Consider the following 24,494-nt stretch of genomic DNA (forward strand, 5'->3'; position numbering starts at 1 on the left):
TTTAAGACCAGCTCCGGAATTTAGCCGGTGGATCATACAATCCGTCTGACCAATCTACGAGGTCGTTGATCGTTTGTGCTGCCAGCAGCGAGCGCTTGGCTTGTCTACGCATGATTCCAAGATCCTCCGGATAGGCCACGATCCCCCTGTCACGCAGCAAGCTTACATCGCTCTCATGGCTTTCCATACCCAATGGCGTTACGCCCGCAATTGCCGCGAGTGCCTTCTTTCTCTCCTCTATGCTGTCCGTCTTGTAGAGGTATGCGATACCTTCCTCGGTGAGGACGTGGGTGACATCATCCCCGTAAATCATAACCGGCGTAATGGCGAGGCCGGATTCATCCTTCACCTTGATGGCATCTAGCGAATCCACAAATACTGGCTTTTTGTTGGCACCGTATGTTTCAACCATCTGCACGACCAATTTCCGGCCTTTAGAGAGTTCCGTCGGGCGCTCGATCATGTCAAGCCAGGCAGGAGTCGCATGTCGCCGTCCCCGAGGATCATGCCCCATATTCGGTGCTCCTCCAAAACCGGACAGTCTGCCGGAAGTAACGGTAGACGAATTACCCGCGCAGTCCATTTGTAACGTTGATCCGATAAACATATCTACAGCGAATTGGCCTGCAACCTGACACATCGCGCGGTTGGAGCGCATAGATCCGTCCTTGCCGACGAAGAACACATCTGAACGAGCCGCAATGTATTTCTCCATACCGACCTCGCCTCCAAAGCTGTGAATGCTTTCGACCCAGCCGGATTCAATCGCCGGAATCAAAGTCGGATGCGGATTCAGGGCCCAGTGCTTGGCAATCTTCCCTTTCAGGCCGAGCTGCTCGCCATAGGTCGGCAGCAAAAGCTCAATCGCTGCAGTATTAAAGCCAATGCCGTGATTAAGCGACTGCACCTGATGTTTTCCATAAATGCCCTTGATCGCCATCATGCCCATCAGGATTTGCAGTTCAGTAATATTCTGCGGATCACGGGTAAAAAGTGCTTCGAGTGCGTAAGGTTTGTCGGCCTGTACAATGACATCGACCCAGGAGGCTGGAATATCGGTTCTCGGCAGTTCGTCCACGATTTCGTTGACCTGCACGATCACGATCCCATCCTTGAAAGCGGCCGCTTCTACGATCGTCGGAGTTTCTTCCGTATTGTTTCCGGTATACAGATTGCCCTCGCGATCTGATTTGTCTGCCGCTACCAGCACCACATCTGGAATAAGGTCAATGAAGAGGCGTCCGAACAATTCCAAATACGTATGGATGTCACCGAGCTTAAGCGTCCCGTCATCAATCATTTGCGCTACACGCAGGCTTTGGGAGCCACTGTAGGAGAAATCCAGCTTCCCGGCGATGCCTTTCTCGAAAATATCCAAATGTTCAGGTCTTGAAATGCTGGACATAATCATATGCAGGTCATGCACCTTGCCAGAATCGACTTCCAGCAGCTTCTGGGAAAGGAAGGACGCTTGCTTCTGGTTATCTCCTTCCAGTACGACCTTCGCACCTGGCTCGATTAGCGCCTCCAGCAGGTCGACGATTCGGGAGGAGTCGATGTATTTTCCGTCCAGCCACTTTTCCACCTTTCCTAACTTTTCCTGCTTTTTATCACGTTTTTGTGACCAGGATCGCAGTACTTTATTCATTCTTCTTGCTCCTTCCATTTTCTAATCAGATACTGAGTCGCTTCCAAACCGATCTCGTCCACAGATATTTGCCGGGTATCCTTATGGGCTTGCTTGGCAAGTGTGGAAAGAGTATGACCCGGCGGCATCTCGATGAAACAGTCAACTCCCGATTCGACGCAGACAGCCGCCATATCCATCCACCGGACGGGATATGCTACGTTTAGGGCAAGGTCCTCCGCAATTTTTTCCTTGGCTGTCGTCTTTCTCCCCGTATGATTCATCAAATATGGTATTTGAGCGTCCCGCATGGAAAAAGTGTGCATTTTCAGCAATAGCTTATTGGCTACCTCTGACATCAGCGGGGAGTGTGAAGGAATCGGAACCTTCAGAAGCACTGTCTTAGCGGCCCCAAACTCCTTCGCATGCATAAAAGCTTTATTTATCCCTTCCAATGAACCGGATATGACGATTTGCTGCTCTGCATTCATATTCGAGAGGTAGACAGGCATCGCCTCGCTATGAGAAAGATCCACGGCTTGTTGAACCTCTGCCTTCGTAAGCCCAATAATCACACCCATTCCATATCCTTCAGGAAAGGCTTCTTCCATCAACCGGGCACGGAGCCATACGATCCGAAGCGCATCCTCGAACGAGAGAACTCCCGCGATGACCGCCGCAGGAAATGCACCAATGGAATGCCCTGCCACAAATTGGGGACGGATCCCCTGCTCGATCAACCGGTAGGCTATTGCCGTTTCCTTAACGAAGAGTGCCGTCTGAATCCAGACCGTTGAGCCCATAGCCTTCTCATCATCACGCAGTTCAGTTCCGATGATACTTGTTGCCTTTTTCACATACTCGGGCACATCCTGGAGCATTCCAGGAACCTGTGACCCCTGGCCGGGAAATGTAAAAACGATGTTCAGAATCTCACCACCTTTAGCGGATTCATTTTCTTACATTGTCAATTGTAATAAGTGAGCAAATACCTGTAAAATATATATATTCACATATGATTGATAACCTAATGGTTATAAAGGAGCTACTCCATAATGGATTATTTACAGCTTAAGTATTTTCAAGTGACCTCGAAGTATGAACATGTCACACGTGCCGCGAACGAGTTGTTTATTTCACAGCCTGCCTTAAGTAAAATGATTCGAAACCTGGAGACGGAATTGGGTGTGCAGCTATTTGACCGCGAAGGAAAACATATCGTGCTGAATGAATACGGCAAGAAGTTCCTGAAAAGAGTGAATCAGTCGCTCTCAGCGCTAGAGCAAGGCATATCCGAAGTCAAAGAAATGAAGAACGAAAAGATTGAGGTCATCACGTTATACGTCGCCGTCGGCTCTATGCTATTGCCCAACCTGGTTGGTAAGTTTCGCGATCTCTACCCTCAAATTAGATTCAACCTGACCCAGCACCCTGCGATGGTGAAGAAAGGACTGGCGTACGATTTTGCGATTACGTCCGAAGAGTTGGCAGACAACGAACATGCGATCCTGCTGGAGGAGGAAATTTTGCTTGGCGTACCAAAATCTCACCCTCTGAGTTCTCAGGACACCGTATTCCTGAAAGATCTAGAGCATGAGAAGTTTATCAGCCTTACACCTGGAAATTCGCTTAGGAAGACAACAGACCGCTTTTTTACCCACGTCCCTTATGAACCGGACATCATCTTTGAAAGTGATGATCCGGCTACGGTAAGAGGGTTGATTCAGACAGGACTTGGCATCTCCTTTATTCCTTCTATCCTGTGGAGGAACGTCGTAACCGAAGACATCAAGCTGCTTCAAATCAGGGAGCCTCGATGTATGCGAACAATCTATCTGTCCTATCCTACTGGGGAACTGCACACCGATATAGAGAAATCGTTCTTCGAATTCATCATTAGATTTTTCCAGGATATTGCCCAGCAGTGACGATTTAGATACCTTTTGTCATAATAACTGACTTATTGCTTTATCATTCTTCGGATTAGTAGGATCAATATCTTTAGAATATTTAATTTCTATACATGCTTCGTTTCAAATTTTTTGTTTTTGGTTAAGGCATTTGCACATAAATGGATAACCGATTCATATGATGGAGCTATACCATTCACAACTTGTTCAGCAGGTAGACCATCTCAGACAGCAAGGAGGGAAATGACGTGAAGACAGTGCGATGGCTGGTGTTATGTCTTGCTTTCCTCACTATGATTAGTGGTTGTAGCGCCCCTCTGTCCTCTGAAAGTCGTTCATCTGGTAGCAATTTGCCAAACCGTAAAAAGATATCGCTTACATTATGGTACTGGAACCGTTCTATTGATGATGAGCTACTCGCTCGTGCCGAAAAGCAGTTTCCCGACATTGAACTGAACACCCAAAAAATCGGCGGTGATTTCAAAGCCAAGCTCAAGACAACTCTGGCAGCCCGTTCCGGGGAACCGGACATCGTAGCTTTGAACGACTGGATGGTAGAGTTATTTCCTAGTGCGGATCGTTTTTATGATTTGAGAACACTGGGAGCCGATCAACTCAAGGATCAGTATTTGGAGTGGAAATGGAATCAGGGCATCACCCCTGATGGCAAAATGATTGCCTTTCCCATGGACACAGGCCCTACCGCCCTCTTCTATCGTAGCGATCTCTTTGAACAGGCGGGTCTGCCCAGTGATCCTGAAAAGGTCAGTGCTACGATTCGCACATGGGACGGCTATATGGCCGCCGGAGAACAGCTTCAGCAAAAGTTCGGAAACCGTTCGTTTTTAGCTGACAATATTGTAAACGTTTACAATCAGATGCTTGCCCAAAATACGGACCTGTATTTCAAGCCGGACGGCAGCTACATCGGTAATCAATCTCCTCATATCCGTTTGGGCTGGCAAACCGCCGTGGCTTTTCACAAAAAGCATCTACTCGCCAATGCGGATGGCTGGACCCCCGAATGGAATGCTTCGGTCAATAACGGAAAAGTTGCCTCTTTTGTAGGGGCAATCTGGATGAAGCAGGTTCTCACGGAGGCCGCGCCGGATACTGCGGGCAAATGGAGAGTCGCCCGTGCCCCTGGAGGGGACGGCAATTTGGGTGGATCTTTCATTTCCATCCTCAAATCCAGCAAACACCCCAAAGAAGCCTTTGAAGTCCTGACCTGGCTTCAAAACCCGGAGCACCAGTTGGAAGCCTACCAAAAAATCGGGCTGTTCCCATCCACTCCTGGCGTCTATGACGATCCTGCCATGGAGACACCCGAACCTTTCTTTGGCGGTCAGGCCACCGGACTGATCTTTGCTGCCTCCGCACGTAATGTCAAAAGCAGCTATTTCGGCGAGCGTTATCCTGTCATTCACGGCATTGTGACACGTCGCCTTGCCAATGTCGCCAAGCAGGATGCCGATCCCGATGCATTATGGACGGAAACGATGGACCGAATCGAACGGGAATTACAGCGGTAAAAAATCAAAAATTTAAAAAAGGCGTGTGGTCAATATGCTGAAAGAAATATGGAAGCACCGTGCCGTATATGCCGCAATCTCGCCGTTTTACCTGCTGTTTGGCATCTTCGGCTTGTTTCCGATTGGCTTTTCAATATATCTGGCGTTTCACAAATGGGATGGCATCGGAGATATGACCTATAACGGCTGGGGTAACTTTCGCTACCTTGTGACAGATAACGAATTTTGGCAGGCTGTGGGCAATACCTTTGCGATCTGGGTGTATTCAACGATTCCGATGCTATTTTTTGCACTGATTATTGCCTTCCTGCTTTATGCACCCTTTGTCAAAATGCGTACCCTGTGGCGGGTCGGATTTTTTCTGCCGAACGTGACATCCATTGTGGCGGTTGCCATCATCTTTGGCGCTTTATTTGCCAATAATTTCGGATTTCTCAATTACCTGCTGCAACTCCTGGGCTTGCCTATGATTCAGTGGCTTAATGTGCCGTGGGGTATCCAAATCGCCGTTTCCTCCATGGTTGTATGGAGATGGACCGGCTATAACGCGATCATCTATCTGGCAGGACTCCAGAGTATTCCGCATGTGCTGTATGAGGCTGCGAAAATAGATGGAGCAACCGGAGCGCAGGCCTTCTTTCGCATCACCATTCCCATGCTGCGTCCAGTCATCCTGTTTACCGTAATTACGTCTACCATTGGCGGAATGCAGTTGTTCACCGAGCCGCAGGTGCTGGTCGGTAATGACGGCGGCGCCGGAGCAAGTGGCATGACCATTGTGTTGTATCTGTATCGTGAATCGTTCATTAACAATTATTTTGGATATGGCGCAGCCGTTGGATGGGGCATGTTCCTCATTATTGCCCTGTTTTCCATCGTGAACTGGAAACTCGTACAAGGTAAAAAATAACGGCAGGAAGGGGGCTCTACAACATGATGCAGGCACGTGTAAAATCCGTTATTTTATATACCGGGCTGTTGGCGGGAATGATCCTGTCGATGTTTCCTTTTTACTGGCTGATCGTCATGGCTACCCGTACAACTTCGGACATCTATCGTTTTCCGCCGCAGCTATGGTTTGGAAGCCACTTCTGGAGCAATGTGACAAGAGTGTTGCAGCAGATTGATTTTGCCGGAGCCTTTTTTAATACGCTTTTTGTAGCCAACTCCGTTACCCTGTTGGTGCTGTTTTTCGATTCACTGGCCGGTTTTGCATTCGCTAAGTTTGATTTTCCGGGCAAAAAAGCATTATTCATCATTCTGTTGGCTACCATGATGGTCCCTTCCCAACTGTCGCTTGTCCCCTCCTTTGTCATGATGGCCGCCTTTGGATGGGTGGGCACGTTCAAAGCGCTGATCATTCCGGGGATGGTAAATGCCTTCGGCATCTTCTGGATACGCCAATATGCAGAGGAATCCATTCCAACGGAGCTGCTGGACGCGGGGCGTATGGACGGATGCAGCTTTTTTCGGCTGTATTGGAATGTGGCGCTCCCGATTCTACGTCCTGCGTTCGCTTTTCTCGGCGCATTCACCTTTATAGGAGCATGGAATGATTATTTATGGCCGTTAATCGTATTAACCGATGAGCGCAAATTTACGCTCCAGATTGCGCTGTCCCAATTAAACGGTATTTACAATACGGATTATGCGATGGTCATTGCTGGCACCCTGTTGGCTGTACTGCCACTTATCATTTTATTTCTTTTCATTAGCCGCCAGTTTATTTCCGATCTTGCCGCCGGAGCGGTCAAAGATTAGATTTACTGAGCCAGCTTTATCCTGCTCTAAAACGCAAAAAGGGAGTGTCCTCCCAGCCTGTAATGGCTGAGGGACACTCCCTTTCGTTATCCTGGCAAATGTTCTTGCAGAGTCAATATTCTTAAATCCGGATATATCGGACTTTACGATCTGACTGTTTGTCCATTTTCTTCTATGTCTATGGCTGCTCCTGCACTGGCACCTGCGAGTATTCCCTTTTTCTTGTTGGGATACAGGGAATCCATATAGGTACGGGTTTCTGCAACTACAATTCCCGACAAGCCAAGCAATGCAATCAAGTTCGGGAAGGCCATCATGGCGTTAAAGATATCTGCCAGTAACCAGATCGCATCCAGCTTAATAAACGCGCCTCCGGCAACCAGCGCAATGAACAGATAACGGTACGGTTTAATCCATTTGACACCCAGCAAATATTCAACACAGCGTTCTCCATAGTAGTTCCAGCCAAGCATCGTGGTGAACGCGAACATAATCAGAATGATTGTGAGCAGTTCCGCACCAAGCGGGAATGCGCTGGAGAAAGCTTGCTGCGTCATCAAGCCCGCATCGGTAGGACCGCTCCATACGCCACTAACCAGCAGCGTTAGCCCGGTCATTACGCAAATAATCATCGTATCTATAAACACACCTGTCATGGAAATCAGCCCTTGCTCCGCAGGCCATTTGGTTTTGGCGGCTGCGGCTGCAATCGGTGCGCTTCCCAATCCGGCCTCGTTGGCAAAAATCCCTCTGGCTACCCCGCTGCGCATCGCCAGCATAATCGTAGCTCCGGCAAATCCACCCGTCGCAGACGTCGTGGAAAATGCCGAATGCAGCACAAGTGCGAGTGCGGCAGGAATCTGATCGGCGAACCGAATCAGTACGATCATACAGATCAACACGTACAAGCCTGTTTTGAAGGGGACAACTTTGGTCGATACCTTGGCAATGCTCTTGAGCCCTCCAATAGTAACGAGTCCCGTAAGGGTAGCAATAATCAATGCCGTTACAATTGGCGGAACACCGAAGCTGTTTTCGGTTGAGGATACAATCGCTTTGACCTGAGGAAATGTTCCAATCCCGAACAGCGCCACCAGCATCCCGGAAAAGGCGAATAGCATCGCCAACGGTTTAAAGCGGCGTCCAAGCCCTTTTTCAATATAATACATCGGGCCGCCGGAAAATTGTCCATTCCGATCCTTCACCCGGTATTTTACTGCAAGCACACCTTCCGCATATTTCGTCGCCATCCCGAAAAAGGCTGCAACAACCATCCAGAACAGGGCGCCTGGTCCTCCCAGTTTTATCGCTGTCGCGACGCCGACAATACTTCCTGTACCTACTGTAGCTGCCAGCGCCGTACTCAGGGCCGCAAAGCTGCTAACATCCCCGCTACCCTCATTTGGAGCCTTGCCGATCAGCTTGATCGCCAGAGGCAGGCGGAAAACCTGCAACATTTTCAAACGTATGGTCAGCCACAGACCTGTTCCCATAACGAGAATAATCAGTGGAGCCCCCCATATCCAACTGCTAATTGTCTCTAACACATGTACCAAATTCATTTCAACCCGCTCCTCCAGCATATTAAAAAACAAAAAAGAGTCAAATCCGCTGATTCGACTCCTGGAGAGGTTAAAGGCACGAAAAAATACAACCATCTTGTGCAGGATTCAGCCACTAACAGCTCATAAAAAAGCCTAGGGCATCCCCTGTCACAGGTTATTCGCGTCTCTGTCCTTTTGCCTGAGAGTTTAAGCAGATGATATCTGCGGTGCACCTTCGGCGCCCAATTAAGGGTCTCTCCAGAGTTCTGTCCGTTTACGGTCCCGCTTGTTGCTGTAATCAGCCCAAGCACCTGAGAGTTTTGCCCCTTCGGTCGGAACTTACGTTCCATCTCCCGCAAACATCAACCAGACATATGAAATTGTTTTTTATTATACAGAAAACTTTCAGCTTTTTACAAGTGAAAAATTTGTGAAGTTGTTCCGTTTTTTTAGGACGAGCCTATAAAATAAGAGCGGGCGCAGCCAGATTCATCCTCATGATGTTCTTCGCCGCACCCGCCCCCAGACCATATCGGGTTATATTCAGTTAGCTTGGATTACAGTTCTTCGCCGTTAGTGGCAATTACATTTTTGTACCAGTCAAAAGAATCCTTCTTGGAGCGCTTCAATGTTCCATTACCGTCATCGTCCAGATCAACATAAATAAATCCGTAACGCTTGGACATTTCGGAAGTAGACATACTCACAAGGTCGATAGGCCCCCAGCTAGTGTAACCAATCAAATCCACACCGTCCGCAATCGCTTCCTTCATTTGGGCGATATGCTGGCGCAAATAATCAATGCGATAGGTATCGTGAATGGAGCCGTCTTCTTCCACCTTGTCATATGCACCCAAGCCGTTTTCCACGATGAACAGCGGCTTTTGATAGCGGTCATATAATGTGTTCAGCGTAACACGCAGGCCGATCGGATCAATCTGCCAGCCCCAGTCAGAGGATTGCAAATATGGATTTTTCACGCCACCAATCAGGTTCCCCGCTGCCTTCTCGCCTTCCGGACCTGCAGAGACGGTCAAGGTCATGTAATAGCTGAATGAGATGTAATCAACCGTGTTGTTTTTCAAAATTTCGGCATCGCCGGGTTCTGTGTGCAAAACAATATTATTTTCTTCAAAATAACGATTCATATAATTTGAATATTCCCCACGGGCATGTACATCCGTAAAGAACAGATTCATTTGGTTTTCATGCTGACTTTTCAGCACGTCCTCCGGGTTACACGTATGTGCATAGCTTTCCATACGAGCCAGCATACAGCCGATTTGAGAGCCAGGAATAATCTCATGGCCTCGTTTTGTCGCCAATGCGCTCGCCACAAACTGGTGATGCAGGGCTTGATAGATCGCTTGTTGCTTGTTATCTACACGGTCAATGACCACACCGCCACCTGTGAACGGACTCATCGTCATCACATTGATCTCATTAAAAGTCAGCCAGTATTTCACTTTATCCTTATAACGTGTAAACACCGTTTCGGCATAATTGACGTAGTGTTGTATCACTTCACGACCGAGCCAGCCATTATATTTCTGTGTCAGTCCTAGCGGTGTTTCGTAATGGGACAATGTCACCAGTGGCTCTATCCCATACTTGCGCAGCTCGTCAAATACATTATCGTAAAATTGCAGTCCTGCTTCATTCGGCTCCGCATCATCACCATTCGGGAAAATCCGTGACCAGTTAATGGACATGCGGAATACCTTAAAGCCCATTTCCGCAAATAATGCGATATCTTCTTTGTAATGATGGAAAAAATCCACACCCTCGCGCTTTGGAAAACGGGCATTTACCTTACCAGACAAAATGTCTTCGAGTCGCTCGGACGAAATCTCTATAGCATGATCGTTTGTGCGCTCTGCTTTGGGTACATAAGCAATCACGTCCGCACTGGACAATCCTTTTCCATCTACGTCAAAAGCGCCTTCCAATTGGTTAGCTGCGGTTGCCCCGCCCCACAGAAAGTTTTTCGGAAATCCTTTTAATGTCTTAGTCATAGTATGAGAGCCTCTTTTCTTTAGTTATTTTTGTATATCTTCAAAATAAATGCCATTTTGATGGCGCAGCTCATTGCTGATCTTCTGAACCTCTATGCTTAATGACTTCAATTCTTCGTAGCGGTCTTTGTCCTTTTCGGCAATGATCCGATAAAATTCCTGAGCCTCGTGAAACATGAAATGATGAGTTTCAGGAGCACTTATAGTATCTATTTCCTGAGTACGGACATCCATCACCGATACCTCCGTGATACCAGAAACACCACTGGAGATCATAGTGGCCTGGTCCCCGTAAATTTCAACACGGTTGGTGGTTACAGCATTTTTGGCCAGTTGGATCACCACTGTAAAATCGGGATACGACAGTAGGATCGGGCCGCCCAAATCCACGCCATTCTCATGCTTTTGGGCACGGTACAAGCCTGATGTCGGAGCTCCGAGCAAATCAATGGCAAAATACAGTGAATACACACCCAAATCCGTTAATGCCCCCCCGCCATAAGACAGAGAAAAAATATTAGGAGTATCTCCTGACAGCAACTGATCATACCGGGAGGAAAATTGCATGGAGTACAAGGTGCCGCCCTGGATATTGCCCACGCGCTTCAAGTTGTCCTTAAGGCGCAAAAAATTAGGCTCATGGATATGGCGAACCGCTTCCAGCAGGTAGCAACCATTTCGGTCAGCCAACTCGTAAGCTTCTCGCAATTCCTGTTCTGTCAGGCTGATCGGTTTTTCGACAATCGCATGTTTGCCATGCTCCAAAAAAAGACGCGCTTGCGGCATGTGCAAGGAATTGGGCGTAGCAATATAAATGGCATCAATATCGGATTGAGCCATCTCTTCCAAACTGTCATACAGCGTAATGTTTTCAAGCTGACACCCAGCGGCAAAAGCTGTGCCTTTGTCCTTATTTCGAACAAAGAGGGCTGTAATTTCCCAGCCGCCACCTTCTTTCACGGCTTTAACCCATTCCGTGCTGATCCATCCGGTTCCAATCATTCCGAGCTTCATATGGCATAACTTCCTTTCTTGATGGCGAGTCTATCGTCAGAAATCAACGATGGACGGGGAAGGCTGCTTAAAGCCGCTTTCCAATATTTCGATTGTCAGCAATATGTCCTCGTCCTTAACCAGCTTGGGTGTTCCGTGCACAATGGACTCGTACAACGAGTCATACAATTGTCCATAATCTCCTATTGGCGTAGGAAGTGTTTCCTCGATAGCTTCACTACTACCGGGCGTCACGTATTTAAGTTTGCCATAGGAAGTGGGATTATCCAGTCCGAAACCTTCCGCATCCGGGGTCTTGCCGGCTTTCAGCCAGGTTTCCTGCTGATCGTCCCCCCATTTGACAAAGCTGCCTTTTGTCCCGTGAATGGTGAACTGCGGGTAAGGCAGGCACACCACCAGAGAAGTTTTTACAATCACTTTTTTGTCCGGGTAATATAATATAGTTTCATTGTAATCATCAGCGCCATGAGGAGTACGAATGGACTTGATGTCATACCCGACTTGCTCCGGTCTGCCAAATAAGGCGATGAGCCTGTCCAATGTATGAACACCGAGTCCGTAGTACATTCCGTTGACAGGATTGCCGCCGGGCATACTGGCATCGGGACGGAAATAATCGTAATGGGATTCAATTTCGACGATGTCGCCCAGTTTTCCGGAATGGAGAGCTTCCTTGAACGCTAGATAATCGCTGTCAAACCTACGGTTTTGATAAGGCATAATGATGAGATTATGTTCCTTGGCGAGTTGGGTCAGTTCCCGCGCTTGCTCAAGGTTTTCACAAAAAGGCTTTTCCACCAGCACATGCTTGCCATGGGATAGAGCCAATTTTGCATATTCATAATGCGTAGAGGAAGGCGTACATACAACGACAAGTGATATTTCCGGGTCGCCCAGAACGTCCATAATTTGGTCCGAGAACTGAATGTCCGGGTAAGCCGTTTCCATGTCCTCCCTCACTTGGCGTGTGAACACTCTCGATACTTGAAAGGTGTCCCTGATCTGAACATAGGGCAGATGATATCTGGTTGTACTTTTGCCAAATCCTAAATATGCAATTTGAATCGTCATTTCGCAAATCCCCTCGTTTCCTAAAGGCTTAGCTTTACGATATCGCAAGTATTGCCAGGATAATACCACAACATAAGGAACGTTTTTTTGAAATGCATCGACAGATGCTATAAAATAGACGTAATGCCCTCATAAGCATCCTAAACGTTGTAACGCGTTTCATGTCAAATATTTTTCATATGTGAGGAGAAGCAGCATGTCGAATCTTGATCAAATTGCCAAACTGGCGGGCTTTTCCAAAGCTACGGTATCCAGAGTGTTAAACAAGTCCCCCCATGTGAGCCAGGAGACGAGAAGCAAGATTTTAAAAATCATGCAGGAGCTGGATTACGTTCCCAATCGGAACGCCATTTCCTTATCCAAGGGTCAGACCCTTCAAATTGGCATCATCACTTCAACCATTAATGAAATTGTTCTCGCATTTCTGAACAGCTTTGTAGAGGTGGCGGGCCAGTACGAATTTCAAACGATAATTTATACTTCGGGAGAAGACAAGAAGAAAGAGCTTCAGGCCTTCGAAGATCTGAAAAGAAAAAGAGTTGATGCGCTGGTCATCATTTCCTGTGTAAATGATACCGATTTATTAAGCACTTATTGCAAGTATGGCCCGATTGTGTCGTGGCAACGAATGGATCATACCGATATTCGCTCCGTCGCCATGGACCAGTACGAAGGATACATGCTAGCGCTAAAACACTTGATACAAAAAGGCTATACTCGTATAGCCAATGCCTTTGGTCGCCCAAGCAGCATCAACACCCATAGCAGACAACGAGCCTATGCGTATATCATGGAGCTGCATAATCTTCCTGTATTGCAGCATTGGAATCAATCTTCCATCTATAACATCCGTGACGGTGAGCAGGTGGTGCGCGATTTATTACAGTATCGGGACGAATTCCCACAGGCTATTCTGTGCTCCAACGATTATGTGGCGGTTGGTATTCTCTGCGAAGCCCGCAGACAACTGCTGAGCGTGCCGGAAGATCTGGCAATCGTCGGGTTTGATAACACGGAGCTCTCGCATACGATGGGCATTACAACCGTTCAGAATCCAATTGAGGCTCAGGCGCAAAATGCCTTTTACATGCTTTCCCCTCAGCTCGTGGGTCGCCAAATGGAGCTGCAACCCCTGCAATACAGCCTCATTGAACGCACGACTACATAGAGTAACGCTTAACTGAGGGGCTAGGTGAAAGGACCTGTGTTTGTAATGTTTTTTGTCGAATAAGAATAAAATATGTTGAAATCGCTTTTTTTTGTGCTACAATAGCACTATATAAAGGATTGTGACCGGTGATGCGGGCAATGCCTGAGTTCAATTGAGTGCTATTGCTAACAATAGTGTTGAATTGTGCTTAGGCATTTTTTATTGGTAAAGGATGGGAGGGGGAACTTCAATGATTATTGAGAAGGTGCTCAATAACAACGTCCTGTTGACTAAAAACGACAAAGGCAAAGAGGTCATCGTGATGGGGAGAGGCATTTCCTTCAAAAAGGTGGCTGGCGACCACGTCGATGATGATAAAATAGATAAAATCTTCATGTTAAATGAAAACGAGTTCACGGCCAAGCTTACCGAGCTGTTAAACGACATTCCCGTATCTCATCTGGAGGTCGTGAATGAAATTGTAACCCATGCAACGGAAGTGCTGGATACGGAATTAAGCGATAATATTTATTTAACGCTGACTGATCATATTCATTTTGCGATACAGCGGCAAGAAAAGGGACTGGCGCTCCAAAACGCGATGCTGTATGAGATTAAGCGCTTTTACAAGAAAGAATTTGAGGTTGGGCTGAATGCTCTGCAAAAAATTGAAAATACGCTCGGAGTGAAGTTGGGCGAAGACGAAGCCGGCTTTATCGCATTGCATATGGTGAATGCTCGGATCGACGGTAACGAAATGAAGTCTACGCTGAAAATGACGGAAATCGTTCAACATATATTGAATATTATTACGTATCATTATGGTATTGTGCTGGACGAGTCCTCTTTTAGCTATTCGAGATTTTTGACGCATTTGCAATATTTTGCGATGCGGGTGATTCGTAAAGAAGTCATTCACAGCGGCGAAGAATTTTTGTACAACCAGGTAAAGCAAACGTATACCGAAGCTTTCGCTTGTGCGCAAAAGATCAATGAATATCTGGAAAAAACCTACGATCAATATTTAAGCAAGGACGAATATGTATATCTGACCATTCATATTCATCGAGTGACCGAGCGAAATAATATTGCGGAATAATATTGTCAAGTAACAAGTCAATCATAAATCTGGCTAAAAACTTCATACCTTCATCGTTCATGGATTGTGACTGGTAAGGCAGGCAAAACCTAAACTGATGGCGAAATCCACGTTCTTCTTTAAGAGGACGTGTTGCTTTCGCTACGAGTTTAGGTTTTTCTTGTTTACAAGGTTAAAAAGATGCACGCCGGCGCATCTTAGCAACATGAAGTAAACAGAAAGTCCTATCCATAACAAGAATAACCTATAAGGAGTTCTGAACATGAGCGATAAAGAGCTATCCAAAAAAATAGTGACCCTCGTTGGCGGCGAAGAGAATGTCAATTCGGTATTCCATTGCGCTACACGCTTGAGATTTAAATTAAATGATCGTACAAAAGCAGACAAAGCTGCCTTGGAAGCAACGCCCGGCGTCATTACGGTGGTGGAAAGCAGCGGCCAGTTTCAAGTTGTTATCGGCAACAATGTAGGTCAAGTATTTGAGCATATGATGGCAGAAACGAATTTGCAGGATGCCGAAAATGCAGGTGAGAAAAAGGAAGAATCTTCCGAGAAAACGAACTTTCTTGGTAAAGCCGTCGATATTATTTCCAGCATTTTCTCTCCTATTCTGGGTGCCCTTGCCGGAGCAGGTTTACTCAAGGGATTGCTGGCGTTAATTCTATCCCTCCATTGGATTGATGCTGCAAGCGGTACGTATCTGATCCTGAGCGCAGCTTCGGACAGTGTATTTTATTTCCTGCCTGTGTTTCTGGCTATTACGTCGTCCCGTAAATTCAAAACCAATACCTTTGTATCCGTGGCAATCGCCGGGGCTCTGGTCTATCCGGCCGTTATAGCAGCGGTAAGCAACCCGGAAAGATTGGCGTTTCTCGGTATTCCGATCATTCTGATTAATTACAGTTCCAGTGTCATTCCGATTATTCTCGCGGTATGGGTGCAATCTTATGTGGAACGCTGGTTCAATTCCTTTATCCATCAATCGGTGAAAAATATTATCGTACCGATGCTGGCGTTGCTGGTCGTTATTCCGTTGACATTCCTGGCTTTTGGTCCGATAGGTAACCTGATCAGCCAAGGCTTGGCGAATGGCTTTACATGGGTATACAATTTAAGTCCGCTGGTCGCTGGTGCTGTTGCCGGGGCTTTCTGGCAAGTGTTTGTTATTTTCGGCGTGCATTGGGGCTTCGTTCCGGTCATGCTGTCGAATATTGCTACACTGGGTTATGACACCATGCTGCCGATGCTTACAGCAGCCGTGCTTTCTCAGGCTGGTGCAACACTGGGCGTATTCCTGAAATCCCGCAATACTCAAATGAAGGCTTTGGCGGGTTCCTCTATGCTGGCGGCTGTTTTTGGGATTACAGAACCAACCATTTATGGCATAACTTTGAAATTGAAAAAACCTTTTATTTATGCTTGTATTTCCGGTGCAATCGGCGGAGCTATTATCGCTTCCGGTGGAGCGCATGCGCAATCCTTTGCATTACCGGGCCTGCTGGCGTTGCCGACTTACTTCGGACCTGGATTTTTGTGGGTTGTCATCGGCTTGCTCGTTGCCTTTGTACTCGCAGCTGTGCTGGTTATGATTTTGGGCTTTGATGATCCAAAAGAAGAAGCTGTCAAAGCAGCACCTACACCTGAGAAGAAAGAAACTGTGATTGAGAAGGAAATTCTCGTAAGTCCGCTGCAAGGTAAAGTGTTGCCACTGGAAGAATCTTCTGATGTCGCTTTTGCCTCAGGGGCTATGGGTAAAGGAATTCTGATTGAACCTACAGAGGGTGTACTGACTTCTCCTGTAAACGGAACAATTACGACGGTATTTCCTACCGGACATGCTATCGGTATTACTTCCAATGACGGAGCAGAAATTTTGATCCACGTTGGCGTGAATACAGTGAAGCTGAAAGGACAATTTTTTGACAAGCGCGTAAAAGAAGGCGACATCGTGACTCAAGGACAACTGCTGCTCGAATTTGACATTGAGCAAATTAAAGCCGCAGGCTACCCGACAGCTACGCCGATCATTGTGACGAATTCTGCTAAGTACCTGGATGTTCTGAAAACAGCAGAATCTGAAGTGAAACGCCAAGACTACTTGATGACAGTAGTTATCTAATCATGAATTAACACAGTAATATTGCCTCACGTATAAAAGAAGCTTCCCTTGCGGGGAGCTTCTTTTGCGTTCCTCCACTGTATTTTATATTTTTCCTCAGCTAATAAATTCACAAATATATCCTATTTATTGTTTATGTCATGATTCGTAGAAAAAAAGTAAAAATGAGACAATTATTACAGCGAAAAATGGAAATATCGTGTATGGTGTGTATAAGATTGTTAAATAAAGGAGGATTTTCGTGAAAAAAGGATATATCGTCGGTTTAAGCGTAATTGCACTGCTCGTCATTGCTATCGCTATTTCGGCTGTGTTCAAGTTTCAGGATCTGGAGCAGGTTGTTCAGCAAAAAGACAAAGAGATTCAAGCGAGTAAAAGCAATTATCCCGAAATATACGATCATTTGAATGCGGTTACAGTTGATGGTTTTAAAAACCTGATCCAGCAGGATCAAAGTGTGTTTGTCTATGTTGGCAGACCCAGTTGCGGTGACTGCAATCGCTTTGAGCCTAACTTTAATAAGATGATCGAGCAGTATGATCTGGGCTCCAAAATCACTTTTTTGAATGTTCACAAAATTCATAAGAACAAGCTAGAATGGAATAAATTCAAAGAGGAATACAACGTAAAGTACACCCCCACCATTGCGGAATTCAGGCATGGCAAGCTGGTGGATAAAGTGGAATGGACACCAGAAAGAGACCTCGGTACGGATGTGGTAAAAGAGTGGCTGATTTCCAAGAAACTGATTTTATAAGCATCGTCCCTATACCGTGCCTTACGCAAGCTTCAATGCAGAAAAAGGTATTCACGCGTTCACCGCATGGATACCTTTTTTTAGAAATTTTTAGTTGATTTAAGGATTCAAGAAAAATTGGTTCCTGACGCTCCTTACTGCCTTATGATAGCATCGTCCATACTCAGCTGAGTCCTACCTGGTACGATGGCTAGTATTAGATGGCGTCGGGAAATTCGTATCTGATAATATCGGTTTCTGATACAATATGCCCAATTTGAGATTCGATGAACTCCAAATCCCCCTCGACAGCACCTATATAATGCTTCGTACCCGGCTCGACGACGATAACCTCACCGGGGTTGACCGTTTGCTTTATCCCATCGATGCAGACATTACCCACCCCAGACACAATAGTCCAAACCTCTTTACGGAACTGATGCTCATGATAGCTGATGAATCTTCCAGCAGAGATGACTACCCGTTTGGTAACTGTTTGTAAGCCGCTGGTCGCTTGTTGGTGAGACAATACCGTTTGTTTCCCCCAAAAGCGCTCCTCAAAACGAGGGCCAATCTCAATTTCCGCCACCATATCCTTAATCCCTGTAGACGACTGTCGATCGGTGACCAGCACACCATCCGGTCCCGCAACGACGATGATGTCCGGGACATTCCATATGCTAACCGGAATCTCCAGTTCATTGATAATATGCGAATCACGAGAAGCTTCCGAAATATAGCCCGGGCCGCTCAGCTCCGAACTCATTTCCCGCACTAGCGAATCCCATGTTCCTAAATCCCTCCACTCCCCATGATACGGAAGCACCGAAAGCTGACGGGTCTGTTCCACCACCGCAATATCGAAGCTTGTTTTGGGCAATTCTGCATAATTTGTCGAAAGAGATGCATAGTCCGATGATAGGCCCTTTTGCTCCAGCATGTCCAATAAAAAACCAAGCCTGAAAGCAAACACACCGCAATTCCATAGGGCTCCTTCCCGGATCAGCGCCTCCGAACGGATCAGATCCGGCTTTTCCACAAATGAGCTAACCCTGAGATAAGGCTGATTGGAGGAAGGAGATGACGAAGGAACAATATAGCCATATTTGTCAGAAGGCTCCGTTGGAACAGCTCCCATGAGTGCGATGTCACTCCCGGATTGCTCCAATATAGATGGAAGCCTGCGTAAATGCTCGAAAAACTCATCTCCCGCATATCCGTCCACTGGCATAACCCCTACAACTTCGTCGCGCGATGCACCTGCCCGGTCATGCAAGTAGGCGGCAGCCAAGGAAATAGCTGGAAATGTATCCCGTCGGGTAGGCTCCTCAATTACTACAGCATCCGCTCCAATTTGCCCACGGATCAGCTCAGCTTGAGTTCCACTCGTTGAAAAATAAGCCTCCCCTGCCAAATTTGCTTCAGTTAACTGCCGCCAAATCCGTTGCAGCATACTTTCAGGTCGTTCGTCATGACGCAGAATCGAAAGAAACTGCTTGGGGCGACTCTCATTGGACAAAGGCCAGAGACGTTTACCAGAACCTCCAGATAATAAAATCATTCGCATTTATGCAACCTTCTTCCTCTTAATTAATAAGTTACATGCCACCTGGCACTGTTCGTTTTTCATAAATTTGCCGATTACATAAGTATGCATAAATCGAAATTTATACATGATTGCATCATGTATTTGTATATTTGTTTGTACAGGAGCTGTCAGTTATGTCCATTAAAATACTTATCATTGAAGATGAAAAAAGTTTGGCAGATATGATCGCCCTTCATCTTCAGGAAGAAGGTTATCTTACCGAACTTATTTACGATTCCAAGCAAGCAGTTTCGACACTTATACGTTTTAAGCCTGATATTATTGTGACTGATCTTTTGTTTTCCGGTATGGTCGAATGCGCACTAATCGGCCAACTCCGTCAATATACGACGGTTCCTGTGCTGGTGATCTCCAACAATACCCTTCTGAATATAAGAATTAAAGCACTGGAAGACGGAGCGGATGATTTTTTATGCAAGCCATTCAACCTGAGAGAGCTAACCGCCCGTATCAAAGCCTTACTTCGCCGCTGTGGCCGCAGCATGCCTGCCGAGTCCCAAGCCATAACCAAAAAACTCAAAAAAGTGCGGGTCTGGGTGAATGATTACCGTCACAGCCTGTTGGTCGATGACCGGGAGGTTGAAGTGACTCAAATCGAATTTTCCATTATAAAAGAGCTATCCTGCTATCCAGGCAAAGTCTTTACCCGCAGCGAGCTGATGGATCGGATTAAAGGCGGAGACGGTGCCTATCTCGATCGCACGATTGACGTACATATTTCCAGTCTCCGCAAAAAAATCGAACGCGATCCCAAAAATCCTCAGCACATCCGTACCGTTTGGGGCCGAGGGTACAAATACGAGATGTAGCCGTGCCCTCTAATGGCTACTGAATTGCATCATGGTAACTTCCTTCTATGGAATCTTTCGTTTTATCCATCGCCGATATGGAAGGAAGCAAGCCGCTCCACCAAGTATCCCAATAATGAACAGTATCCAGCCAAAACGGTAGGCGGAAGCCAGAATAATGACGACCTTGCCACTTCCGTTGCCACTCGTTATAAATCCGGTAGTCACTCCGTTCACCGACAGACGCGCACGCTGGGTTTCATTTCCCAGTCTGAATTCCCACAGTGGATTAGGCGACTCGGTTTCCCGAATAAGTACCTGCTGATTCGTCGGATTATACAGCGTAAAGCTGCGTTCCATGGAATTTTCACGAGTAGCCTGAATACTTTCTGAAGCATGGGGAACCGTAAAAAAGGTTTCCATATCCGTCCCCTCAAACAGCGTAAGCTGATCCACCGTAATCATTGCCCGATAAGGAATGATGGAATAATGCTTCATTTGAAATAAGCCTGACTGCTTCTTATGCGCATGTGCCAAAATCTGAAACTGCATAAAGGCGGCTCCTGCCGGAGCCTTCACAATCTGATCGTAATGATTCCATTGCTCCTTATCTCGCTCCTCCACCTCGTTAATATAAGAGGTCTGGAGGATTTGGGAGGCCTTATTCAAAAAAATAACCTTCATATGCCTGCTTCCAATTTGTTCTGACCGCGCATCCAGTTGTACGGCATACTCTTGTAGTGGCTCAGCCTTCATCTTCTTCGACGCATAGATATTCCAATCACATGAATAGCTCGGTGCGTAACGAATGGACAACCCCTCGCCATCTGAGGACAGACTCGTCTTGCCAGGCTGAATATCCGCCACGCAGCCTACATCATTGCTTAAAGATTCCTTCGTATTTTCCTCTGGCTTAACCGTCATTTCCTGCGCAGCCATCCGATGAATATCTCCATACCCGCTCATGGACGGCACCTGACTGTCCAACGCCAGCGTTAAGCGATACTTCCCCTTGGTCAAAAAGAGTTTCTTGAATTCTACTCGTCCATAATCGTTTAGCAGACCGGGAATTTGAATGATTTGTTTGGCAAAGCCATCCTGATTCGGCACCGTTTCAATAACCTGATCTTCGGAAGAAGAAGTAACGGGCAACCGCTTATACGACTCACCTGTATAAATCGTTCTTGTAAGCACCTTGCCTGTCTCTTCATTCGTCCACTTCATTGTCAATACGCCATGGTAACCCGCAGGTAAATCAGCCAGAATAGCTGTGGAATAGGTGCCGGTTTTGGCGATCTCCACATCCCTGCTTAATGTACCTTTCTGATAGCTGATTCCCCGTCCCATGCTGAGCCTCGGCAGAGCACGCTCTGACTGTACATTTCCTTGGACGTTAAAATCGCTCTCGGCCTCCAGAGTGAAAAAGAGCTTGCCTCGCTTCAATGCCTGCTCCACCGGAAAAGATAGCTCATCCAGTTGGTCTACAGGCACAATCGCAAATTGGTTGACCGCATTAAAGCCTTGCAGGTTATTCACCGTAATCGGGGTATCCCCTTTGGGAAAAGCATGCTCTCCCAGGTCAACCCATTGGAACTGATTCAAGCCTTCATCACGGGTCTTGATGTCGACCACTCCACCTGGCAGCGTAACTTGTAGCTTCCCGCCTGCCTTATTCATAAACACTCTCGCATATACATGCGAGGCTTGCGGCTGTTCCAGCTTTTTGTGCATCATAAACGCGTTGGGCCTACTATATTGTCCCAAATCACGTAATTGGATATCATGAATCCACCAGTAGTTCTTTTGCTGCGGGCGTTGCAGGGTTAACAAATCCATTCGCATCCAATAGCTGCCCGGCGGGGACACATATTCCCCGTAAAATTTCACACCGTCAAAATCATGTCCCTCCGAAGGAGCTACGACATAGCTAACCCCCAGCTCACGCATCTGCTTATCATAAAATCTCATTTTAACATGCATTTTGTTCGTGCCGCGTCCAGAGACAGTGATCTGAAACTGGTACGGGTTATTTTCCTTGGCTTCCAGTAAACCGGATCTGGCGACCTGCCATATATTGCTTGGGTCTCCCTTCATAATCTCGCCGTGCAGGGTCGGCACGTCATTCAATTCCTCACGCGGGTTAGCCTCCACGCTGAACAACTGCGGATTATCCGGTTTGAAAAAGGTTTCGGTCCGCAGCATGGAATCAAAATCCACGACGGTTTTCCCCTCAATACTGCTCATCTGATAAGGGGCCACATCCAGCTTCTTACTGGCAAAGGTGACAGCAATTCCAGCGTCCATTTCCATATCAAAAGGGAAATTTCGTATATTTTGGGACGATAAGTACCATAGCCATTCGCTGGTCGAGGCAAAGGTTTTGGACCATTTTAAAAAGGCGTTGCCGTCTTCAATGACATCAAACGGACGCAAATAATCCTCTGCCGGAAGCTGTGACAACAGCAAATCGTTAAAGGAGGCCGCTTCCACATAATCCCCCTTTTTGACCGTCTGAATGGTTTTTAGCTCAGGCTTTAACGCACTGAACAATACGCCGAAGCGACTAAAATCAAATCCAGGCAGATGGCTGTAACTCTCCAGTCGGTTAAAGCCGTAAGGTGTCACAATTTTGCTCGTTAATATGTTCATATAAGACGGGGCCTGATCCAAATTAAATATGGAAAAAATTCCGTTCTTGTATGTGCGTTTCAGCCCGGTCTGGCCTTCCAGCTGAGACAGATGGAAATCCTGCCGCTTCTCCTGCCCCTCATATTCGTCATGGTAGACTAGCTGATTAGCCCCAAAAGTGGAGAATAACGAGCCTAACCGCGAGCTTAGTCCATTGTCCAGCAGATACTCCAGAAAGTTCATATAGTATGTAATACCAGGATCGTTGCCTTCATGATGAAAGATCGTATTTTTGGGCGAAGAATATACCTGAAAATCTCCGGTTGCCTTTTCGTTCGCGGTCTTACCCTTATTCCATTTGGGTGTGGCTACGCCGTTGAAACTCTGAATCATATTGTCGGCAATCGGAAAATACAAGGCTTTGCTGTCAAAGCGATCCGGGTCTGTCAGCTTTTCAGCCAATTGACTGTAAGCCTCCGGTACTTGAACAGGCTTGTAATACCCCTCAATGAACTGGGTGCGCAGAGGAGCAAAATACACGCCAAGGCACAGGACCACAATGACAAGCGCCAGCCTTTTATATACTCGTTGCAGCCGCGATGATCCAAACCATTCCATAAACTGAATCACACCGAAGGTCAGCAGTACCCCGAAATTAAGGGCAATCAGCCCGATAAACTTGTTGGGATCACGGAAAACCGAGCCAATCACAGGGGTCTTCGTCACCAGAATGACAAACCACTTGGCAATGGATGGAAAGGTTGTCCCGGTGGCGGCGACGAGAAATAATAACGTAAGCAGCGAAAAAATCAGAATGATCGGATTTTTGTGTGAGCGTGTCACCATCGCATAGCCAATCAAGAGCAGTAAAAATCCTCCGCCCACATAAAACATTGCAGGCAGTGAGGAAAAGGAAAACATAGGCCACCAATAGCTCAGTAAATAGCCCACATTATATAAGCTGCTGTTGCGGCTGAACAGGGACAAGGTATCAACGACGTTGATATTATGCTGCGACGCTTGGGCATCCATCACCATACTGCCGAGATACAGGGACAACCAGTAAAAACTGAGCAGGCCGAAGAATACGCCAAAAATGATCCCTTTACGCAAAAAATTGCCGTATAACGGCTGTAAATAGGTGCGACCGGCCTTGCGGTGCGTCCAGGTCAGCTTGATCAGCAAAAGCATGGTGAACAATCCCAAATAAATCATGCCGAAGAAAAAATAATGAATCGCAGCGGCACTGACGGTAAATACCGCAGCCAATAGAAACAAGTCTATCCAGTTCCGCTGGTACAGCTTGTGAGGATTATAGTTTTTAATTTGCTGAATTTGAAATTTGGGATCAACCGCGCTGAAAAAGAAGCGCAGCATTAACGGGAACAAGCTATATCCACAGAGCAAGTAGATATGCTGAATGCGAAAAATAACCCACGGATTCAGTGCATAAAACAGTGCGCCAATCATGATGGCAAAAATGCGAGTTTTCGTAAAGCTCGGTGAATAATATACACTGACCAGCCGCTTGGCAAAGGCATACATCGAAAATGCCGAAACAAACAGCAAACCCGTGATAAACGACTTGAGCAAGACCGGTCCGCTTTCTCCGAATAGCAACGAAAATCCATAGAAGGGCAAAATATAAAGGATACGGGGGGCATTGAACATGGTAGAGGTAGACCACCGTTCGTTCCATACCCCCATAATTTCCTCCAGGTACCGATGAGAGGTGGCACCAAAGGCAATATCACTAAATACGATTTGCCCCGGTCCATAGATAGGCGCAAGATAAACGCCAATCGCAGCCAGCATTAGCAAGATTGCTGCCATATCATAGCGGTATCGAAACATCCATTTTCTCACCATGCCTGGCCCCCTCCTCTCTTGA

Annotated in this window: 17 protein-coding genes and 2 riboswitches; of the genes, 9 read left to right on the plus strand and 8 right to left on the minus strand. The window is 46.7% G+C overall.

Features of this window, described 5'->3' with window-relative positions; genetic code table 11:
- Nucleotide 1: 1 nt before the first annotated feature.
- Together mdcA and NST83_RS18645 are read right to left on the minus strand one after the other, a co-directional pair.
- Nucleotides 2-1,648 carry a malonate decarboxylase subunit alpha gene (gene mdcA, locus NST83_RS18640; RefSeq protein ID WP_342415226.1) on the minus strand — a complete coding sequence of 549 codons (1,647 nt, stop codon included), beginning with the start codon at nt 1,646-1,648 and terminating at the stop codon, nt 2-4.
- Nucleotides 1,645-2,484: an acyltransferase domain-containing protein gene (locus NST83_RS18645; protein WP_342415227.1), complete on the minus strand. Its 840-nt coding sequence runs from the start codon at nt 2,482-2,484 to the stop codon at nt 1,645-1,647. The genes mdcA and NST83_RS18645 overlap by 4 nt, the downstream gene beginning before the upstream one ends.
- Nucleotides 2,485-2,682: 198 nt before the next feature.
- Between NST83_RS18645 and NST83_RS18650 the strand changes: the two genes are divergently transcribed.
- From NST83_RS18650 to NST83_RS18665, 4 genes are all read left to right on the plus strand, one after another.
- Nucleotides 2,683-3,555: a LysR family transcriptional regulator gene (locus NST83_RS18650; protein ID WP_342415228.1), complete on the plus strand. Its 873-nt coding sequence runs from the start codon at nt 2,683-2,685 to the stop codon at nt 3,553-3,555.
- A gap of 230 nt (nt 3,556-3,785) precedes the next feature.
- A complete protein-coding gene (locus NST83_RS18655; protein ID WP_342415229.1) occupies nt 3,786-5,069 on the plus strand; it encodes an extracellular solute-binding protein in 1,284 nt (427 codons plus the stop codon).
- A 34-nt stretch (nt 5,070-5,103) separates the two neighbouring features.
- Nucleotides 5,104-5,979 carry a sugar ABC transporter permease gene (locus tag NST83_RS18660; RefSeq protein ID WP_342415230.1) on the plus strand — a complete coding sequence of 292 codons (876 nt, stop codon included), beginning with the start codon at nt 5,104-5,106 and terminating at the stop codon, nt 5,977-5,979.
- A gap of 23 nt (nt 5,980-6,002) precedes the next feature.
- Nucleotides 6,003-6,830, plus strand: a complete 828-nt coding sequence (locus NST83_RS18665) for a carbohydrate ABC transporter permease (protein ID WP_342415231.1) — start codon at nt 6,003-6,005, stop codon at nt 6,828-6,830.
- A gap of 143 nt (nt 6,831-6,973) precedes the next feature.
- Here the strand turns inward: NST83_RS18665 and NST83_RS18670 are convergent, their stop codons facing one another.
- The 4 genes from NST83_RS18670 to NST83_RS18685 all read right to left on the minus strand — a co-directional run bounded on the left by NST83_RS18670 (nt 6,974) and on the right by NST83_RS18685 (nt 12,474).
- Nucleotides 6,974-8,392 (minus strand): sodium:alanine symporter family protein, encoded by a 1,419-nt coding sequence (locus NST83_RS18670; protein WP_289306496.1) that lies wholly within the window; start codon nt 8,390-8,392, stop codon nt 6,974-6,976.
- Between the two features lie 159 nt (nt 8,393-8,551).
- Nucleotides 8,552-8,646: riboswitch (glycine riboswitch) on the minus strand.
- A 17-nt stretch (nt 8,647-8,663) separates the two neighbouring features.
- A riboswitch (glycine riboswitch) is annotated at nt 8,664-8,740 on the minus strand.
- A gap of 191 nt (nt 8,741-8,931) precedes the next feature.
- Nucleotides 8,932-10,389, minus strand: a complete 1,458-nt coding sequence (locus NST83_RS18675) for a glycoside hydrolase family 1 protein (RefSeq protein WP_342415232.1) — start codon at nt 10,387-10,389, stop codon at nt 8,932-8,934.
- 24 nt (nt 10,390-10,413) lie between these two features.
- Nucleotides 10,414-11,403, minus strand: coding sequence for a Gfo/Idh/MocA family oxidoreductase (locus NST83_RS18680; protein WP_342415233.1), 990 nt, complete (start codon nt 11,401-11,403; stop codon nt 10,414-10,416).
- Between the two features lie 36 nt (nt 11,404-11,439).
- Entirely contained in the window at nt 11,440-12,474 is a 1,035-nt protein-coding gene (locus NST83_RS18685; RefSeq protein ID WP_342415234.1) for an oxidoreductase, read from the minus strand.
- A gap of 196 nt (nt 12,475-12,670) precedes the next feature.
- Between NST83_RS18685 and NST83_RS18690 the strand changes: the two genes are divergently transcribed.
- From NST83_RS18690 to NST83_RS18705, 4 genes are all read left to right on the plus strand, one after another.
- Nucleotides 12,671-13,642, plus strand: a complete 972-nt coding sequence (locus NST83_RS18690; protein ID WP_342415235.1) for a LacI family DNA-binding transcriptional regulator — start codon at nt 12,671-12,673, stop codon at nt 13,640-13,642.
- A gap of 232 nt (nt 13,643-13,874) precedes the next feature.
- Nucleotides 13,875-14,723: a PRD domain-containing protein gene (locus NST83_RS18695; protein WP_342415236.1), complete on the plus strand. Its 849-nt coding sequence runs from the start codon at nt 13,875-13,877 to the stop codon at nt 14,721-14,723.
- A gap of 262 nt (nt 14,724-14,985) precedes the next feature.
- Nucleotides 14,986-16,842 carry a beta-glucoside-specific PTS transporter subunit IIABC gene (locus NST83_RS18700; protein ID WP_342415237.1) on the plus strand — a complete coding sequence of 619 codons (1,857 nt, stop codon included), beginning with the start codon at nt 14,986-14,988 and terminating at the stop codon, nt 16,840-16,842.
- 241 nt (nt 16,843-17,083) lie between these two features.
- Nucleotides 17,084-17,599 (plus strand): thioredoxin family protein, encoded by a 516-nt coding sequence (locus NST83_RS18705; protein ID WP_342415238.1) that lies wholly within the window; start codon nt 17,084-17,086, stop codon nt 17,597-17,599.
- Nucleotides 17,600-17,795: 196 nt separating this feature from the next.
- On the opposite strand, the gene NST83_RS18710 is transcribed toward NST83_RS18705, so the two are convergent.
- On the minus strand, nt 17,796-19,145 hold the full coding sequence (locus NST83_RS18710) for a sugar phosphate nucleotidyltransferase (RefSeq protein WP_342415239.1): 1,350 nt from the start codon (nt 19,143-19,145) through the stop codon (nt 17,796-17,798).
- Nucleotides 19,146-19,300: 155 nt separating this feature from the next.
- Here NST83_RS18710 and NST83_RS18715 point away from each other — a divergent pair, with 155 nt between their 5' ends.
- Nucleotides 19,301-19,996 (plus strand): response regulator transcription factor, encoded by a 696-nt coding sequence (locus NST83_RS18715; RefSeq protein WP_342415240.1) that lies wholly within the window; start codon nt 19,301-19,303, stop codon nt 19,994-19,996.
- 45 nt (nt 19,997-20,041) lie between these two features.
- On the opposite strand, the gene NST83_RS18720 is transcribed toward NST83_RS18715, so the two are convergent.
- Entirely contained in the window at nt 20,042-24,469 is a 4,428-nt protein-coding gene (locus NST83_RS18720; protein ID WP_342417997.1) for a hypothetical protein, read from the minus strand.
- Between the last annotated feature and the right edge of the window lie 25 nt (nt 24,470-24,494).

It is taken from the genome of Paenibacillus sp. FSL R10-2782, from assembly GCF_038592985.1.
GTDB lineage: Bacteria > Bacillota > Bacilli > Paenibacillales > Paenibacillaceae > Paenibacillus > Paenibacillus terrae_C.

Bases quoted from the DNA above. Each gene is read 5' to 3' on its own strand.
- mdcA (WP_342415226.1), bottom strand. From the start codon at position 1,648: ATGAATAAAGTACTGCGATCCTGGTCACAAAAACGTGATAAAAAGCAG.
- NST83_RS18650 (WP_342415228.1), top strand. From the start codon at position 2,683: ATGGATTATTTACAGCTTAAGTATTTTCAAGTGACCTCGAAGTATGAA.
- NST83_RS18660 (WP_342415230.1), top strand. From the start codon at position 5,104: ATGCTGAAAGAAATATGGAAGCACCGTGCCGTATATGCCGCAATCTCG.
- NST83_RS18665 (WP_342415231.1), top strand. From the start codon at position 6,003: ATGATGCAGGCACGTGTAAAATCCGTTATTTTATATACCGGGCTGTTG.
- NST83_RS18670 (WP_289306496.1), bottom strand. From the start codon at position 8,392: ATGAATTTGGTACATGTGTTAGAGACAATTAGCAGTTGGATATGGGGG.
- NST83_RS18675 (WP_342415232.1), bottom strand. From the start codon at position 10,389: ATGACTAAGACATTAAAAGGATTTCCGAAAAACTTTCTGTGGGGCGGG.
- NST83_RS18680 (WP_342415233.1), bottom strand. From the start codon at position 11,403: ATGAAGCTCGGAATGATTGGAACCGGATGGATCAGCACGGAATGGGTT.
- NST83_RS18685 (WP_342415234.1), bottom strand. From the start codon at position 12,474: ATGACGATTCAAATTGCATATTTAGGATTTGGCAAAAGTACAACCAGA.
- NST83_RS18690 (WP_342415235.1), top strand. From the start codon at position 12,671: ATGTCGAATCTTGATCAAATTGCCAAACTGGCGGGCTTTTCCAAAGCT.
- NST83_RS18695 (WP_342415236.1), top strand. From the start codon at position 13,875: ATGATTATTGAGAAGGTGCTCAATAACAACGTCCTGTTGACTAAAAAC.
- NST83_RS18700 (WP_342415237.1), top strand. From the start codon at position 14,986: ATGAGCGATAAAGAGCTATCCAAAAAAATAGTGACCCTCGTTGGCGGC.
- NST83_RS18710 (WP_342415239.1), bottom strand. From the start codon at position 19,145: ATGCGAATGATTTTATTATCTGGAGGTTCTGGTAAACGTCTCTGGCCT.
- NST83_RS18715 (WP_342415240.1), top strand. From the start codon at position 19,301: ATGTCCATTAAAATACTTATCATTGAAGATGAAAAAAGTTTGGCAGAT.